This is a genomic window from Bradyrhizobium sp. USDA 4486, assembly GCF_054057995.1.
On sequence record NZ_JBSRZV010000001.1, the window covers coordinates 3,903,858 to 3,919,185 of the forward strand.

12 protein-coding genes and 3 pseudogenes are annotated in these 15,328 nt (G+C 63.4%); 6 read left to right on the forward strand and 9 right to left on the reverse strand.

Annotated elements, in window-relative coordinates:
* From ACVWY3_RS19020 to ACVWY3_RS19045, 6 genes are all read right to left on the reverse strand, one after another.
* Complete coding sequence (locus ACVWY3_RS19020; protein WP_456839841.1) at window positions 1-1,218, reverse strand: NAD(P)/FAD-dependent oxidoreductase; 1,218 nt, start codon at window positions 1,216-1,218, stop codon at window positions 1-3.
* 10 nt (window positions 1,219-1,228) lie between these two features.
* A complete protein-coding gene (locus ACVWY3_RS19025) occupies window positions 1,229-1,657 on the reverse strand; it encodes a globin family protein (RefSeq protein WP_456839842.1) in 429 nt (142 codons plus the stop codon).
* Window positions 1,658-1,779: 122 nt separating this feature from the next.
* Window positions 1,780-3,159 (reverse strand): MFS transporter, encoded by a 1,380-nt coding sequence (locus ACVWY3_RS19030; protein WP_456839843.1) that lies wholly within the window; start codon window positions 3,157-3,159, stop codon window positions 1,780-1,782.
* 339 nt (window positions 3,160-3,498) lie between these two features.
* Window positions 3,499-4,293, reverse strand: a complete 795-nt coding sequence (locus tag ACVWY3_RS19035) for an ABC transporter ATP-binding protein (protein ID WP_456839844.1) — start codon at window positions 4,291-4,293, stop codon at window positions 3,499-3,501.
* A 13-nt stretch (window positions 4,294-4,306) separates the two neighbouring features.
* Window positions 4,307-5,203, reverse strand: a complete 897-nt coding sequence (gene ntrB / locus ACVWY3_RS19040) for a nitrate ABC transporter permease (protein ID WP_456839845.1) — start codon at window positions 5,201-5,203, stop codon at window positions 4,307-4,309.
* Window positions 5,204-5,265: 62 nt separating this feature from the next.
* Window positions 5,266-6,582: a CmpA/NrtA family ABC transporter substrate-binding protein gene (locus ACVWY3_RS19045; protein ID WP_456839846.1), complete on the reverse strand. Its 1,317-nt coding sequence runs from the start codon at window positions 6,580-6,582 to the stop codon at window positions 5,266-5,268.
* 674 nt (window positions 6,583-7,256) lie between these two features.
* On the opposite strand from ACVWY3_RS19045, the gene ACVWY3_RS19050 reads away from it, so the two are divergent.
* The 3 genes and pseudogenes from ACVWY3_RS19050 to ACVWY3_RS19060 all read left to right on the forward strand — a co-directional run bounded on the left by ACVWY3_RS19050 (window position 7,257) and on the right by ACVWY3_RS19060 (window position 10,343).
* Window positions 7,257-8,096 carry a formate/nitrite transporter family protein gene (locus ACVWY3_RS19050; RefSeq protein ID WP_456839847.1) on the forward strand — a complete coding sequence of 280 codons (840 nt, stop codon included), beginning with the start codon at window positions 7,257-7,259 and terminating at the stop codon, window positions 8,094-8,096.
* 61 nt (window positions 8,097-8,157) lie between these two features.
* A pseudogene (locus tag ACVWY3_RS19055) lies at window positions 8,158-9,895 on the forward strand (protein kinase domain-containing protein).
* Between the two features lie 136 nt (window positions 9,896-10,031).
* A complete protein-coding gene (locus tag ACVWY3_RS19060) occupies window positions 10,032-10,343 on the forward strand; it encodes a hypothetical protein (protein ID WP_456839848.1) in 312 nt (103 codons plus the stop codon).
* Window positions 10,344-10,424: 81 nt separating this feature from the next.
* Here ACVWY3_RS19060 and ACVWY3_RS19065 read toward each other — a convergent pair.
* Window positions 10,425-11,343 (reverse strand): annotated as a pseudogene (locus ACVWY3_RS19065) (intradiol ring-cleavage dioxygenase).
* A gap of 173 nt (window positions 11,344-11,516) precedes the next feature.
* Here ACVWY3_RS19065 and ACVWY3_RS19070 point away from each other — a divergent pair.
* Window positions 11,517-12,791 (forward strand): serine hydrolase domain-containing protein, encoded by a 1,275-nt coding sequence (locus tag ACVWY3_RS19070; RefSeq protein WP_456839849.1) that lies wholly within the window; start codon window positions 11,517-11,519, stop codon window positions 12,789-12,791.
* A gap of 235 nt (window positions 12,792-13,026) precedes the next feature.
* On the opposite strand, the gene ACVWY3_RS19075 is transcribed toward ACVWY3_RS19070, so the two are convergent.
* Window positions 13,027-13,260 (reverse strand): hypothetical protein, encoded by a 234-nt coding sequence (locus ACVWY3_RS19075; RefSeq protein WP_456839850.1) that lies wholly within the window; start codon window positions 13,258-13,260, stop codon window positions 13,027-13,029.
* 138 nt (window positions 13,261-13,398) lie between these two features.
* On the opposite strand from ACVWY3_RS19075, the gene ACVWY3_RS19080 reads away from it, so the two are divergent.
* Together ACVWY3_RS19080 and ACVWY3_RS19085 are read left to right on the forward strand one after the other, a co-directional pair.
* Window positions 13,399-13,743 carry a DUF1236 domain-containing protein gene (locus tag ACVWY3_RS19080; protein WP_456839851.1) on the forward strand — a complete coding sequence of 115 codons (345 nt, stop codon included), beginning with the start codon at window positions 13,399-13,401 and terminating at the stop codon, window positions 13,741-13,743.
* Window positions 13,744-13,981: 238 nt separating this feature from the next.
* A pseudogene (locus tag ACVWY3_RS19085) lies at window positions 13,982-14,335 on the forward strand (sensor histidine kinase); the annotation flags it as partial.
* 64 nt (window positions 14,336-14,399) lie between these two features.
* Here ACVWY3_RS19085 and ACVWY3_RS19090 read toward each other — a convergent pair.
* Window positions 14,400-15,131: a cytochrome c biogenesis CcdA family protein gene (locus ACVWY3_RS19090; protein WP_456839852.1), complete on the reverse strand. Its 732-nt coding sequence runs from the start codon at window positions 15,129-15,131 to the stop codon at window positions 14,400-14,402.
* Between the last annotated feature and the right edge of the window lie 197 nt (window positions 15,132-15,328).

Genomic DNA, 15,328 nt, shown 5'->3' on the forward strand with positions numbered 1-15,328 from the left:
TCAAGCAGCCTTGGACGGAAGCGCAAGCGTGCGGCCGAACATCATGTCGGTGCGGATCGCCGCGACCTTGTCGCGATTGCGGATCAGCTCGAGATACCAGAGCGCATCGACGGTATCGCCGATCAGCACCGCGCCGGTCAGCCGGCCCTCGGCGATGACGAGCTTCTTGTAGGTGCCGCGCCTGCGGTCGGTCAGCACGAGGCTTTCGCTGCCCTCCCCGCCCATGAAATCGCCGGCGGAGAACACGCTGACGCCGGACACCTTCAGATTGGTCGAGACCACACTGCCCTGATAGGCGGCGGGCTTGCCGGCGAGATGCCGCGCCAGCACCCGGGCCTGCTCGTAGGCGGGCTCGACCAGGCCATAGCAGGTGCCGCGGTGCTCGGCGCATTCGCCGAGTGCGTAGATGCCGGGCGAAGCCGTCTGCATCTCGTCGTTGACGACGATGCCGCGGTTGACGGCGATGCCGGCCTCCCTGGCCAGCGCGATGTTCGGCTTGATGCCCGCCGCGAAGATCACGGCATCGGCCTCGATGCGGCTGCCGTCGGCGAGCTCGACGGCTTCGACATGGGCCTCGCCATGGATGCGCGCCGTGGAGGCGTTGAGCAGGATGCGGATGCCCTTGCGCTCGACCAGCGTCTTGAGGAGATCCGCGGCCGGCCCATCGAGCTGGCGCTCCATCAGCCGGTCCATCAGATGCAGCAGCGTCACCGGCGCGCCGGCCTTGGCGAGGCCGTAGGCTGCTTCGAGCCCGAGCAGGCCGCCGCCGACCACGACGACGCGCTTCCTCGCCGCCGCGAGCGTCAACAGCAGGTCGACATCGCGGGTGTCGCGAAAGGTGTGCACGCCGGCAAGATCGGCGCCCGGCACGTTCAGCCGCAGCGGCGTCGATCCGGTGGCGAGCACGAGCTTGGAATATTCCATGCTCTCTTCGCCGGCGATCTTGAGCTCGCGGCGGCCGGTGTCGATCTCGGTCACGCGATAGCCGTAGCGCACGGTGACGCCGCGATGGCGCCACCAGTCCGCCGGCCTCAGCTCGATCTCGTGCGAGCCGGTCTCGCCAGCCAGCACGGATGAGAGCAGCACGCGGTTGTAAGCGAGCCGCGGCTCCTCGCCGATCACAGCGACCGCGTAGCGGCCGAGCGCGGTCTTGGCGAGCTCGTCGACCAGACGAGCAGCAGCCATACCGTTACCGACGATGACCAGCGGTTCACTCACAAGGCATCTCCTATTCGGCGGCCTGCGCCTGGGGGCCATAGGCCTCGGAAATCATGTAGCCGGACAAGACGCCGAAGGCGTCGGTCCAGGCGGCGGCGAGCTCGGGCGTCCAGGCCTTGCCAAGACCCTTCTCGAGGGTCCAGAGCAAGGTCGCGCCGACCACGGGATAGTGCTCGGCCTTGGCGCCGTAGGCGACGTGGCGCTTGGCGAGCGCGGAGGCCGCGGGAAGAATCGTCTCGAGATTCGACAGGCCGCTGACGACGGCCGCGAGCATGCCCATCAGCTTCTTGCGCTGCTCGGTCATGTCTTCAGGAAACATCGCGCGCACCGGTGGCGCCAGCTCGAACAGGCGATCGTAGAACAGCACCGCAGCCTGCTCGGAGATCGGAGCGACCTTGGCGAAGCTCTGCTGAATGAGGGTCACTTGTTCGGGCGTCATGATGCTCTCCTGTCTGTTTCGGTCTGCCTTTGTCCGCGCCGTTGCGAACAAGGTTCATGGATCAAACGTCATCAGAGCGGCTTCTCCCCGCGTACGGGGAGAAGCGATTTTCATACCAGGTATCAGACGCGCGCTTCCGCAAGGCTCGGCGCGCCTTCGGCTTGCGGGCTGCGACGCAGGTAGAACCACCAGGTCAGAGCCAGGCACGAGGCGTAGAAGCCGAGATAGATCGCGAGCGCGAGCTGCGGCCCGCCGGTCATGGCGATCGACTTGCCGAAGCCGCTCGGGATCAGATAGCCGCCGACCGCGCCGACCGCGCCGATGAAGCCGACCGCCGCGCCGCTCTCGATGCTCGCGGTCTTCAAGGCAGCGGCGCGCGCCGCCTCGCCCTGGCCGCGCGCCCTGAACAGGTTCTGCTCGCGGAAGATCGAGGGAATCATGCGGTAGGTCGAGCCATTGCCGATGCCCGTGGTCACGAACAGGATCAGGAACATCGAAAGGAAACCGATGAAATCCTTCTGTCCGACGAAATAGAGCACGCCTACCGTGGCGCCCGCCATCACGATGAAATTCCAGAACGTGATGATGGAGCCGCCGATCCTGTCGGCAAGCCAGCCGCCGAGCGGACGCGATAGCGAGCCGACCAGCGGACCGAGGAAGGCGATCGAGATCGTCATCGTCGGAAACTGCGTCTTGAGCAGCAGCGGGAATGCCGCGGAGTAGCCGATGAAGGATCCGAACGTGCCGATATAGAGATACGCCATGATCCAGGTGTGCTTGCGCTTGACCACCGCAAGCTGGTTCTTGATCGACGATTTCGCCGAGGTGAGGTTGTTCATGAAGAACACCGCGCCGAACACCGCGATCGCAATCGGCAGCACCCACATCAGGCCGGCGTTCTGCAGGAAGATGCCATCGACGGGAGATGCCTGGAACAGGTTGATGACGGCGAGCGTCATCAGGATCGGGGTCAGGAGCTGCACGCTGGAGACGCCGATATTGCCACCGGCAGCATTGAGGCCGAGCGCCCATCCCTTCATCCGGTCAGGGAAGAAGAAGGAGATGTTGGTCATGCTGGAGGCGAAGTTGCCGCCGCCGAGGCCAGCGGTCGAGGCGACCAGCAGCATCAGCCAGAACGGCGTGTCGGGATGGCTGACGAAATAGGCGAGCGACAAGGTCGGGATGAACAGGATCGCCGCACTGAAGATGGTCCAGTTGCGCCCGCCGAAGGTCGTCACTGCGAAAGTGTAGGGAAAGCGCATCAAGGCGCCGATCAGGCCCGGCACCGCGACGAGCTGGAACAGCTGGTCGGTGGTGTAGTGGAAGCCCGCCTGCGGCAGCTTGGTGGTCACGATGCTCCAGATCAGCCAGACCGAGAAGCCGATATGCTCGGCCACGATCGACCAGATCAGGTTGCGCCTTGCGATAGTCTTGCCAGTCGCATTCCAGAACGCCTCGTCTTCGGGGCGCCAGTCTGAAATCCAAGTAGGATTCTTCGTCATTGAGTATCCCTTCCAGGCTCACCGCTGCGTCGTTGCAGGCTCAGCCTCCGGTCACGGAGGCACGCTCCGGGGCTTCTCCCCCGGTGGCGAGTTCACGATGCTGATTGATGATGTTGAGGGACGTCGTCGTTGGCGTCGGAAAAGGTATTTCAATTTCCGTGCCAATTGCGCACACGCCGGAAATGCAGGGATTTCAGGACGTTATTCGTATTGCCCGAAATCTTCGCAGGGCCTTTTCGCACGCTAAATTTGCGATTCGCTCAATCCTTGTGCGACGCACAAGGATTGAGCTTGATGTCAAATATTTAGGCGCACTCGTCTCGCGCACTTACCTCTGGTTTACGCGGCTTCTACGAAGCGATGACGTTCGTAGAGGAATTCGAGCACGCGCTGGCGGCACTTCAAATACGTCGCGTTGGTCGCAAGCTCGAGCCGCTTGCGCGGCCGCGCCAGCGACACCTCCAGCACCTCGCCGATGCGCGCGCTCGGGCCATTCGTCATCATCACGATGCGGTCGGAGAGCAGCACAGCCTCGTCGACGTCGTGGGTGATCATCAGGATGGTGTTGCCGAGCTTCTGATGCAGCGCCATCACCGAGTCCTGCAAATGCGCCCGCGTCAGCGCGTCGAGCGCGCCGAACGGCTCGTCCAGCAGCAGCACCTTCGGCTCCATCGCGAGCGCCCGGGCGATGCCGACGCGCTGCTTCATGCCGCCGGAGATTTCGGAAGGCCGCTTGTCCCTGGCATGGGCCATCTGCACCAGGTTGAGATTGTGCATCACCCAGGCGTCGCGTTCGGCCTTGGTCTTGGTTCTGGCGAAGACCTTGTCGACGCCGAGCTTGACGTTCTCGTAGACCGTGAGCCACGGCAGCAGGCTGTGATTCTGGAACACCACGGCGCGATCGGGCCCCGGCGAATTGACCTCGCGGTTCTCCAGCAGCACGCCGCCTGTGGAGGCATTGGTCAGTCCTGCAATGATGTTGAGCAGGGTCGACTTGCCGCAGCCGGAATGGCCGATGATCGAGACATATTCGCCCTTCTCGATCGTCAAATTGATGTCCTTCAGCACCTCGGTCGTCGCGGCGCCGCGGGTGAAGATCTTGTCGATATGGTCGAGCTTCAGATAGGCGGTCATGGGCGCTTCTCCCTCAGTTCTGCGCGGTGCCGCGGGTGACGACCTTGCCGAGGCCCGCAATCAGGCGGTCGAGCACGAACCCGACGATGCCGACATAGAACAGCGCCAGGATGATCTCGCTGATATGCGAGGAGTTCCAGGCGTCCCAGATGAAGAAGCCGATGCCGACGCCGCCGATCAGCATTTCAGCCGCGATGATGGCGAGCCAGGAGAGGCCGATGCCGATGCGAAGGCCCGTGAAGATGTAGGGCGCCGCCGCCGGGATCATGATCTTGCCGAAGAACTCGAGCGGATTGAGCTGCACCACCGCGGCGACGTTGCGATAGTCCTGGGGAATGTTGCGGATGCCGACCGCGGTGTTGATGATAATCGGCCAGATCGAGGTGATGAAGATGACGAAGATTGCCGAGGGCTGGCCGTCGCGGAAGGCCGCCAGCGACAGCGGCAGCCAGGCCAGCGGCGGAATGGTGCGCAGCACCTGGAACAGCGGATCGAGCCCGCGCATCGCCCAGACCGACTGCCCGACCAGCACGCCGAGCGCGATGCCGGCGATCGCCGAGAGAGAATAGCCGAGCGCGACGCGCTGGAGGCTGGCGGACAGGTGCCAGAACAGGCCCTTGTCGATACCGCCGTGATCGAAGAACGGATCGAAGATCAGCTCCTTGGTATCCTTGAACACCTTTGACGGCGGCGGCAGTGCGGAGCCTGCGCGGCGGCAGACCAGCTCCCACACCAGCGTCAGCAGCACGATCACGACCAGCGGCGGAATCACGCGCACGGCGAGCTCCCGCGCAATCCGCGCATAACTCTCCGCGCGGGGCGGACGCTTCGGCGTCATCGCGACAACCGGGGCGGCAACAGACGTGGGCGCCGCTGTCTCAACCTCAATCTTCGTGGCAGGCATGTTCATGGAAATCCCTCTCCGGCTTCTCAACAACGAAGCGGCCGCCCGAAGGCGGCCGCGAGGCTCCATCAGACTTCGACGCGCTTGATCGCGAGCGATTTCAGATAGGCAGCCGGATTTTCGGGATCGAACACCTTGCCGTCGAAGAAGGTCTCCTTGCCGCGCGAAGTGGAGTTCGGAATCTCCGCGCCCGAGACGCCGAGAGTCTTGGCCGCATCGCGCCACATGTCCTCGCGGTTGACCTTGGCGATCAGCGCCTTTGTGTCGAAATTCGCCTCGTACTTGCCCCAGCGGATGTCCTCGGTGAGGAACCAGAGATCATGGCTCTGGAACGGATAGGAGGCGAAATCGCGCCAGTACTTCATGATGTGGGGCGAGTTCTCCACCACCTTGCCGTTGCCGTAGTCGAACTTGCCGGCAGTGCGGTCGTAGACGTCCTCGACCGGGCAGTTGATCCACTGCCGCTTCGCCATGATGGTGGCGAGCTCCTGCTTGTTCTCGGCCTTGTCGGACCATTGCTGGGCTTCGAGCACGGCCATCAGGATCGCCTTCGTGGCCTTCGGATATTTGTCGACGAAGGCCGCGCGCATGCCGAACGACTTCTCCGGATGCTTGTTCCAGATCTCGCCGGTGTTGACCGCGGTGTAGCCGATCTCCTGGTGCACGAGCTGGAGATTCCAGGGCTCGCCGACGCAGAAGCAGTCCATGGTGCCGACCTTCATGTTGGCCACCATCTGCGGCGGCGGCACCACGATGGTCTCGATATCCTTGTCGGGATCGATGCCGCCAGCAGCAAGCCAATAGCGGATCCAGAGGTCGTGCGTGCCGCCGGGGAAGGTCATCGCGGCCTTCACCGGCTTACCGGCGGCCTTCTTCTTCTCCAGCGCCACCTTGAACGGCGCCGCGTCGGTACCGAGCTTGAGATCGGCATATTCCTTGGCGACCGAGATGCACTGCGCATCGAGATTGAGCCGCGCCAGGATGTACATCGGCGTCGGCTGGTTGTTCTGCGTCACCTTGCCGGCCGAGATCAGATACGGCATCGGGGTAAGGATATGTGCGCCATCGATGCCGTTGCCTTCGGAGCCGAGCACGAGGTTGTCGCGCGTGGTGCCCCACGAGGCCTGCTTCTGCACATCGACGTCGGGCACGCCGTATTTGGCAAACAGCCCCTTGTCCTTGGCGACGAACAGCGGGCCGGCATCGGAGAGCGCGATGAAGCCGAGCTTGGCGCCTTTGACCTCAGGGCCCGAGTCCTGCGCAAAGGCGCCGGCGGGGAAATTGAGCTTGGCGGCGGCGAGAAGGGCGGCGGTCGCGCCGGTGGCCTTCAACAATTGACGGCGGGTCAGACCGGAATCCGAGGGCCGGCGAATGCGCTTGGTCATAGGCAGTGTCGTCCTTTGCATCGTTGCAGAATTGTTGGCGTCAGTGCACGCGAGCAGCCCGTCCGGTCCTGATGGCGCCGGCTTTGGCGCATGCAGACGCATGGCGGGGGAGTCCTCCGTCTGGTGGCGTCAGCAAATCGGATGAGAAGTCTCGCGGGACGGCTTCAATGGCGTCGACGTGGAACTATTCAAGCTTCATGCCAAGCCCGCGATAGCAAAAAGCCAAACCTGTTGAATGGGTTAGAGACGTTGCGCCAGACTGCCGCAGGCGCCAAGCGCTCGCCGAATTTGCGTCCTGCACAATTTTTGTGCGACGCACAAGTGTTGTGCAGGCGCTCATGCAAGAGGCCGCCCCGCGCCGGACGAGCGGATTCGGCGCAGGTCCATCGCACTGATATCACTCAGCTTTCAGTTTTCGTTCGCTCGGCACGCAACTTGCTTCCTCTCTGGATGTCAACGAAGACTGCGGCTTGCCGCATCGCTGCGGCCTCTGGCGGCCGCAAGAGGAAGCTCAACCGCTTCGCGGCCTTTCTCGGCTCGTCGTCGTGACGCGATTCCCAGGGCTTCCAACCTCTCCCAACCTTCGTGCGCGGCAGCCACCCGCACGACCAATGACGTTCAGCCGCTCTCTTGCGAGGGCGTCGATCTCACTTACGAAGCAAAAGGAACCATTGATGTCGTATCTCGCGCCTTCGGAATTCGTCACCAAGATGGTGGATGCGGGCGAGTCCAAGATCTTCATGTCCACCCGGGATACCGTCATCCGCGCCTACATGGCCGGCGCGATCCTGGCGCTCGCAGCCTGGTTCGCCGTCACGATCAACGTGAACACCGGCCAGCCGCTGGTCGGCGCGCTGTTGTTTCCGGTCGGCTTCGTCATGCTCTATCTGCTGGGCTTCGATCTCTTGACCGGCGTGTTCGTGCTCTCGCCGCTCGCCCTGATCGACAAGCGCCCGGGCGTCACGCTCAGCGGCGTGCTGCGCAACTGGGGTCTCGTCTTCCTCGGCAATTTCGGCGGCGCCTTCACCGTGGCCTTCATGATGGCGTTCGTCACGACCTTCGGCTTCACGCAGGACCCCGACAAGATCGGCACCGCGATCGGCAATATCGGTGAAGGCCGTACGCTCGGCTACGCCGCGCATGGTGCGGCTGGCATGGCGACGCTGTTCATGCGTGGCATGCTCTGCAACTGGATGGTCTCGACCGGCGTCGTCGGCGCTATGATCTCGACTTCGGTCTCAGGCAAGGTCATCGCGATGTGGATGCCGATCCTGGTGTTCTTCTACATGGTGTTCGAGCATTCGGTCGTGAACATGTTCCTGTTCCCGTCGGGCCTGATGCTGCATGCGAAGTTCTCGATCATGGACTATCTGATCTGGAACGAGATCCCGACTGTGCTCGGCAACCTCGTCGGCGGCCTCGCTTTCACGGGCATGACACTTTACGCCACGCATGTCATGACCCTACCGAAGCGCCAGGCCAACAAGACTGCGAAGCCCCGCGTCGCAGCTTGATCACACGCACCTCAACAAGGGAGCCTCGCCCGGCTAGGGTGAGGCTCTCTTCGCCTTGGTGATGACGATGACCCGCGGACTCCTGATCTCGATCGGCCAGCACTCCGACAAAGGTCGCAAGCCCGTCAACCAGGATTTCCACGGCGTCCTCATTCCGGACGAGCCGCTGCTCAGCCTGAAGGGCATTTCAGCCGTCCTCGCCGACGGCATTTCCAGCAGCACGGTGAGTCAGATCGCCAGCGAGTCGGCGGTCAAGAGTTTCCTGATGGATTATTACTGCACGTCGGAATCCTGGACGGTGAAGACCTCCGCCCGCCGCGTGCTGGAAGCCACCAATTCCTGGCTGCACGCGCAGACGCGCAAGAGTCAATATGCCTATGACCGCGACAAGGGCTATGTCTGCACCCTGAGCGCCATGGTCATTAAGGCGACCACCGCGCACATCTTCCATGTCGGCGACTGCCGCATCTACCGCGTGGCCGGCAAGGCGCTGGAGCAGCTGACCGACGATCACCGCATCATCGTCTCCTCCGAGCAGACCTATCTCGGCCGCGCGCTCGGCATCAATCCGCAGCTCGAAATCGACTACCACGCGCTCGAGATCGAGGCCGGCGACACCTTCCTGCTCGCGACCGATGGCGCCTATGAATTCGTCGATCCGCGCTTCGTCACGAGCGCGATCAACGAGCATGCAGCCGAGCTCGACACCGCCGCGAAGGCGATCGTCGAGGAAGCCTACCGGCGCGGCAGCGACGACAACATCACCGTGCAGATCCTGCGCATCGACGCGGCGCCGCAGCGCGAGCCCTCAGGCATCTTCAATCAGACCGCGGAGCTGCCGCTTCCGCCGTTGCCGGAGCCACGTGCGATAATCGACGGTTACAGGATTGTCAGGGAGATTCATGGCAGCAGCCGCAGCCACATTTATCTGGCCGTCGACACCGAGACCGAGCAGCCGGTCGCGCTCAAGCTGCCGTCGATCGACCTGCGCGACAACGCCGCATACTTGAAGCGCTTCCTGATGGAGGAGTGGATCGCGCGGCGCATCGACAGTCCGCATGTGCTCAAACCGCTCTCACAATCGCGGCGGCGCAGCTATCTCTATGTCGCGACCCGAATTCGTCGAAGGCCAGACCTTGCGGCAGTGGATGACCGACAATCCGCGTCCCGATCTCGAAACCGTCCGCGGCCTCGTCGAGCAGATCGCCGCGGGCCTGCGCGCCTTCCACCGCATGGAGATGCTGCATCAGGACCTCAGGCCCGACAATATCCTGATAGACAAGACCGGCACCGCGAAGATCATCGACTTCGGCTCGGTCAGGGTCGCGGGCGTCGCGGAGGCCGCGCCGTCGGACGAGACCGACGACATCTTGGGAACGGTCCAGTACACCGCGCCGGAGTATTTTCTCGGGCAAGGCGGCTCGCCGCGTTCCGACATGTTCTCGCTGGCCGTGATCTGCTACCAGATGCTGACGGGCAAGCTCCCCTACGGCACCCAGGTCGCCAGGATCCGGCGCAAGGCAGACGTGCGGCGGCTCAAATATTGCCCGGCCGAGGACGACCGCAACGTGCCCGCCTGGATCGATGGCGCGCTGCGCCGCGCGCTGCATCCCGATCCCTACAAGCGGCACGAGGACCTGTCCGAATTCGTCTTCGAGCTTCGCACGCCCAATCCGGCCTATCTCGACACGCGGATCACACCGCTCCTGGAGCGCAGCCCGCTGATGTTCTGGAAGCTGACCTCGGCGGTGCTTGCCTGCGCGGTGGTCGTGCTGTTGGCGCTGCTGCACGCGCGGTAACGCCGCTGTCCACCGTGGCCCAGACTCAGCTTGGAATTGATCCAGATCAAGCTTGCGGCTGCACTCTTTGGAATTCTCATCCGGCCAAGTGACCAAACCGGTTGTTTGGCGTCATCATTGCACATTGGAGGGGAAAATGCCTGCAGTCATCATGCAGTTCGTTTCGCATCCAAGACCCGGTAGTGATCTCGCGACTGTCTTGCAGTTGGCAAAGGAGGCCGCATCACTTTGGAAGAAACACGGAGCCGATGTCAGCTATTGGTCGGTGATCGGCGGCGAGATCGGAAACTATGCCTTCGTCGCTCGCTTCGATAGTGTAGAAGCTTATGGGCGCACCTTGTCGGCACTGGGTGCCGATCCCGCTTTCGTTGAATTTCAAGCCAAGCGATTGAAGGCCGGGCAATCGGATTGGGTACGCTCGAACGTTGCCATCCAAGTCGATCTTTAGCGGGCGCCTTCTCGCCCAAATGCGAGACCGCCCTCGAGCGGTCTCTCGCTACGCGGCCGATGTCGACTTAAGCGCAGGGTGTCACGCCGGCTCTGCTGCCTTCACCCCCAGCGGCTTCGGTGCCATGCCGCCGCCCGGCTTGAGGTGGAATTCGTAGCTCATCAGGTGCCACCGCCCGTTCGCCTTGGTGCCGTCGGGCATCTCAGGGTCGTTGCGCGGCTCGACCTTGGCGACGAGGTCGTCCTTGACCCCAAACACCACGTCGGAATCCAGATATTTGTCGCCATCCATGAAGACGTGGGTGATCAGCGGCTCGTAGCCCTTGGCGTTGACTAGAAAGTGCACATGGGCGGGACGCATCGGATGACGCTTGGTCTGCACGATCATCTCGCCGACCGGGCCATCGGTCGGGATCGGGTAGCTGCACGGCAAAATGGTGCGGAAGAAGAAGCGGCCGTCGTCATCGGTGATGAAGCGCGCCCGGGCGGACGCGCCGACCTCGTCGTAGTTCGCCTTCTGCGAATCGTAGAAGCCGTCATCGTCGGCATGCCAAACGTCGACGGGAACGCCCGCGAGCGGCTTGCCTTTCAAATCCGTGACGCGGCTCTGCACGAACATGCGCTCGCCCGTGTGGTTGTTCGGCGAGATATCGGTGCCGTGCGCGGTCACCTTGTGCTCGCCGACATAGAAGGGCCCGAGCACTGTGGTTTGGGTGGCGCCGTCGCGGTCGCGGTGATTGACCGCATCGACCAGCATGGAGACGCCGAGCACGTCGGATAGCAGGATGAATTCCTGGCGAGTGTCGGTGCATTTCTGCCCCGTCCGGGTGAGGAAATCGATGGCGTATTCCCATTCCTCGAAGGTGAGGACCGGTCTTGCTCACGTAATCGTGCAGCGACTTCACCAATTCCTGGAGCAGGAATTTCGCGCGCGGATTGGGTGTGTTGTCGAAGCTCTTGACGACGGCTTCGGTGAGTTCGGTCTCGTTGAACTGGGTCATGGTGCGTCCGCCCTGTGTTTTCTCGTTGGCCCATCCAGGGGGCCCTGGGTTTCCCTGGAGGCGTTCCAGGTGCAGCCTACACCAGGCGGCAGGCTCGCGTTAAGCGCAACCGGCTTGGAAAGCCATGGCCATTTCGGCTATCACCGTCCTCGAGAAACTGCCCGGAGGAACTGATGCTCGCCCCTACTCCCGCCTCGCCCGAATCCGTCGGCATGTCCAAGGCCGCGCTCGACCGCGTCGATGCGCATCTGAAGCGCCGCTACATCGATGCCGGCCGCTTCCCGGGCACGCATCTCTTGGTCTACCGCCGCGGCAAGGTCGCGCACTCCTCGGTTCAAGGCTTTGCCGATCTCGAGCGCAAGGTGCCGGTCAAGGACGACACCATCTACCGCATTTATTCCATGACCAAGCCGCTCACCAGCATTGCCTTCATGATGCTGGTCGAGCAAGGCCTCGTCGCGATCGACGAGCCCGTCGCAAAGTACATTCCGGAATGGAAAGATCTCGGCGTGTTCGTCGCCGGCACGGCGCCGGCGTTCCTGACCCGGCCGCCGTCCCGGCCGATGCTGATCGTGGACCTGTTGCGCCACACCGCCGGCCTCACCTACGGCTTCCAGCAGCGCTCCAATGTCGATGCCGCCTATCGCGCCGAGAAGATCGGCGAGGTCGAGAAATCAGGCACGCTCCAGACCATGATCGAAGGCCTCGCAAAAATCCCGCTGGAGTTCTCGCCGGGCGAGTCCTGGAATTACTCGGTCGCAACCGACGTGATCGGCTACCTCATCGGCAAGATCTCGGGGATTCCCTTCGAGCAGTTCCTGAAGCAACGCATTCTCGATCCGCTTGGGATGACCGACACCGACTTCCACGTGCCGGCCTCGAAGGCGCATCGCTTTGCGGCCTGCTACTCGGCCGACCCGGGCGGCGGCATGACCTTCCATGCCGGCCAGCGCCGCGAAGGGCTGACGCTCCAGGACGACCCGGCGACGAGCTCGTTCCTCACCCCGCCGTCCTTCATCTCCGGTGGCGGCGGACTGTGCTCGACGGTTGCCGACTATCTCACCTTCTGCCGCGCGCTGCTCAATGGTGGCGAGCTCGGCGGTATCAGGCTGATCGGACCGAAGACGCTGGCGCTGATGACGACCAACCACATTCCGGGCGGCCGCGCGCTGCCGGAGGTCTCGCGCTCGCTGTTCTCGGAGGCCACCTATAACGGCATCGGCTTCGGCCTCGGCTTTGCCGTCACCATGCGCCCGGCCGAGACGCTGATCGCCGGCAGCCCGGGCGAATACAATTGGGGCGGCGCGGCCACCACCTCGTTCTGGATCGACCCGGCCGAGGAGCTCATCACGATCTTCATGACTCAGGTGCTGCCGTCGAGCGCCTATCCGATCCGGCGCGAGCTGCGCAGCATGGTCTATGCCGCGATCACCGAGAGCAATCTCTGAGATCGCGAAGGTCCGTTAGCGCTGCGAGAAGTCGTCATGCCCGGGCTTGTCCAGGCTTGTCCCGGGCATCCACGTTCTTCATTCCGTCGGCCAAGACGTGGACGGCCGGGCCAAGCCCGGCCGTGACGCATCGCTGTCGTTCTCAGTGGAAATGACCAATCAGATAAATGCCGCCGCCGATCACCAACACGGCCGGCACGGCCCACAGAATAAAGACGGGCATGTGTCATCCTCCTCAGTTCGACGTGCAGACCTTGACGGTCTTCATGCTGCTTTCAGCCTCGGTGCGCGACTTGTAGATCGTGCCCGAGGGGCTGACGACGGTCATTGACGAGTCCGTCGGCTTCTTGTCGACGACCGTACACTTCTTGGTCTTGACGTCCTGCACGACGTAGAATTCGTCGGCCGCGAATGCCGGCAAGGACATTGCAGCAACCATCAGCGCTGCAGTTGCGATTTTCAGCTTCATCTTTCTCTCCTCCTCCAGTTCCGAGCCGTCGGGCCCGGTCGAGTCACAAACGGGAAAAAGCGGTAGTTTGTTCCTGCAGGTGGGAACGCCATGCACGGTGGGATGTTGTTGCGGCACTTATTCCATGAGGAGGAGAAGATGAAGAAGCTGTTCCTGTTATCCGCCGCGGCGATGATGATCTCGACCGGCGCGTTCGCGCAATCCACCGTGGTGACGACCACCGGAACCGGTCACGCGGCCGCCGTGCAGATCGAGCCGGAATACCGCACCAAGATCAAATCCTACGTCACCGAGCATCGCATCCGCCCCGTGACGACGAAGGAGAAGATCGTCGTCGGCGCGAAGGTTCCGAGCGACGTCGAGCTCGAAGCCGTTCCGGCCGACTGGGGCCCGTCGCTGACGAAATATCGCTACGTCTATTCCGGCGATCGCGTGATGCTGGTCGACCCCGGCTCGCGCACCGTCGTTCAGGAAATCGACTAAGGCGTAACGGACGGGCGGCGGCCTTGACGGCAGCCGCCCTTTCCGGAGTTCACTGCATGAGATCGCATCGAGAGGCGCGGATCGCCGGGCTCGGCCTGGCGGCTGTCTACGCCATGTGTCTACTATTGACCGCAATCAGCATGACCTGAAGCGCAGGGCGTCCCGCAACCGCGCTACAAAATCGCTCTCCAAGACCGCTTGCGGCATGCAAAAATCGTGGCGCCGCGCAAATCCATCCGCATGGCCGGCCGTGCCGCTGTCACCACGGCTCGCCGTGGTGCTCTCGATGATCGTGCACGAGATCGCCACCAACGCCGCGAAATACGCGCTGTGCAACGAGACCGGCCGGATGACGCTGGACTGGGAGGTCATCGCCGACACACCGAAACCGCGGCTGCGGCTGATCTGGACCGAGATCGGCGGGCCGCCGGTGACGGAGCCGGTGCGGCGCGGCTTGGGCTCGCGCCTGATCGAGCGCAGCGCCCGCGACCAGCTCGGCGGCGAGCCGACCGTCGAATTCCCGCCGCGCGGCGTGGTCTGCACGATCGCCTGCGCGCTGGACGAGATGCGGTGTCCGGAGCATCGGCGATGAAGATCACGAAGGTTTGGGCACACGAGGTCGACCGCGAGGCGCTGGCGCGCTTTGCTGCGACTTCCTACCCAATGGTCTGCAGCGCCGGGAACGTCTCCAGCAGCCAGATGCTCACATTCGAGACCGCACCGGTGAGGAAGCCGATGCCGGTGATCACCATCAGCACGCCCATGGCGCGCTCGACATTGACGAGCTGGCCCTTCATGCGCGCGAACAGTTTTGAGAACTGCTCGATCATCAGCGCGGCGATCAGGAAGGGAATGCCGAGGCCCGCGGAATAGACCGCGAGCAGCCCTGCGCCTTTCGTCACGGTCGCTTCGGCCGCGGCAATCGACAGGATCGCAGCGAGGATCGGGCCGATACAGGGCGTCCAGCCGAACGCGAAGGCGAGCCCCATGACATAGGCGCCCCAGAGACCGACGGGCTTGGGCACGGTCAGGCGCCCCTCGCGCATCAACAGGCCGATGCGCGTCAGCCCCAGGAAGTGCAGGCCCATGACGATGATGACGACGCCGGCAAGAATCGACAGCTCGGCCGACCAGGCGCGGATCAGGGAACCGATCAGCGAGGCGCTGGCGCCGAGCGCCACGAATACGGTGGAGAAGCCGAGCACGAACAGCAGCGCCGCCATCATGATCGCCCGCTTGGAGGCCGAGGCCGGCTCCTCGCTCTCGACATGCTCGATCGTGGCGCCCGTCAGGTAAATCAGGTAGGGCGGAACCAGGGGCAGGACGCAAGGGGAGAGGAAGCTGACGAGGCCGGCAATCAGCGCCGCCGGGATCGAAACATTTTGCATGATGCAGTCGGAGCCATTTCAGGCTCCATGCGGCGCGCGGGGACTGCGCGCGCACCGGAGCCAAACCGGCTCTGGTGTAGCCGATGGCTGAGAATGCGCAACAGAGGCGCGATCAAACCAGGGCTCCTCCCGATGCCGTCTGCGATCACAGATGCGGCACCGGGACGCGCACAAATCTCGCCAAAAAGCGAGATTCG

What these genes read in the sequence shown, in the direction of transcription:
- ACVWY3_RS19025 (WP_456839842.1), bottom strand. Translation starts at nt 1,657, where the DNA reads ATGACGCCCGAACAAGTGACCCTCATTCAGCAGAGCTTCGCCAAGGTC.
- ACVWY3_RS19030 (WP_456839843.1), bottom strand. Translation starts at nt 3,159, where the DNA reads ATGACGAAGAATCCTACTTGGATTTCAGACTGGCGCCCCGAAGACGAG.
- ACVWY3_RS19035 (WP_456839844.1), bottom strand. Translation starts at nt 4,293, where the DNA reads ATGACCGCCTATCTGAAGCTCGACCATATCGACAAGATCTTCACCCGC.
- ntrB (WP_456839845.1), bottom strand. Translation starts at nt 5,203, where the DNA reads ATGAACATGCCTGCCACGAAGATTGAGGTTGAGACAGCGGCGCCCACG.
- ACVWY3_RS19045 (WP_456839846.1), bottom strand. Translation starts at nt 6,582, where the DNA reads ATGACCAAGCGCATTCGCCGGCCCTCGGATTCCGGTCTGACCCGCCGT.
- ACVWY3_RS19050 (WP_456839847.1), top strand. Translation starts at nt 7,257, where the DNA reads ATGTCGTATCTCGCGCCTTCGGAATTCGTCACCAAGATGGTGGATGCG.
- ACVWY3_RS19060 (WP_456839848.1), top strand. Translation starts at nt 10,032, where the DNA reads ATGCCTGCAGTCATCATGCAGTTCGTTTCGCATCCAAGACCCGGTAGT.
- ACVWY3_RS19070 (WP_456839849.1), top strand. Translation starts at nt 11,517, where the DNA reads ATGCTCGCCCCTACTCCCGCCTCGCCCGAATCCGTCGGCATGTCCAAG.
- ACVWY3_RS19075 (WP_456839850.1), bottom strand. Translation starts at nt 13,260, where the DNA reads ATGAAGCTGAAAATCGCAACTGCAGCGCTGATGGTTGCTGCAATGTCC.
- ACVWY3_RS19080 (WP_456839851.1), top strand. Translation starts at nt 13,399, where the DNA reads ATGAAGAAGCTGTTCCTGTTATCCGCCGCGGCGATGATGATCTCGACC.
- ACVWY3_RS19090 (WP_456839852.1), bottom strand. Translation starts at nt 15,131, where the DNA reads ATGCAAAATGTTTCGATCCCGGCGGCGCTGATTGCCGGCCTCGTCAGC.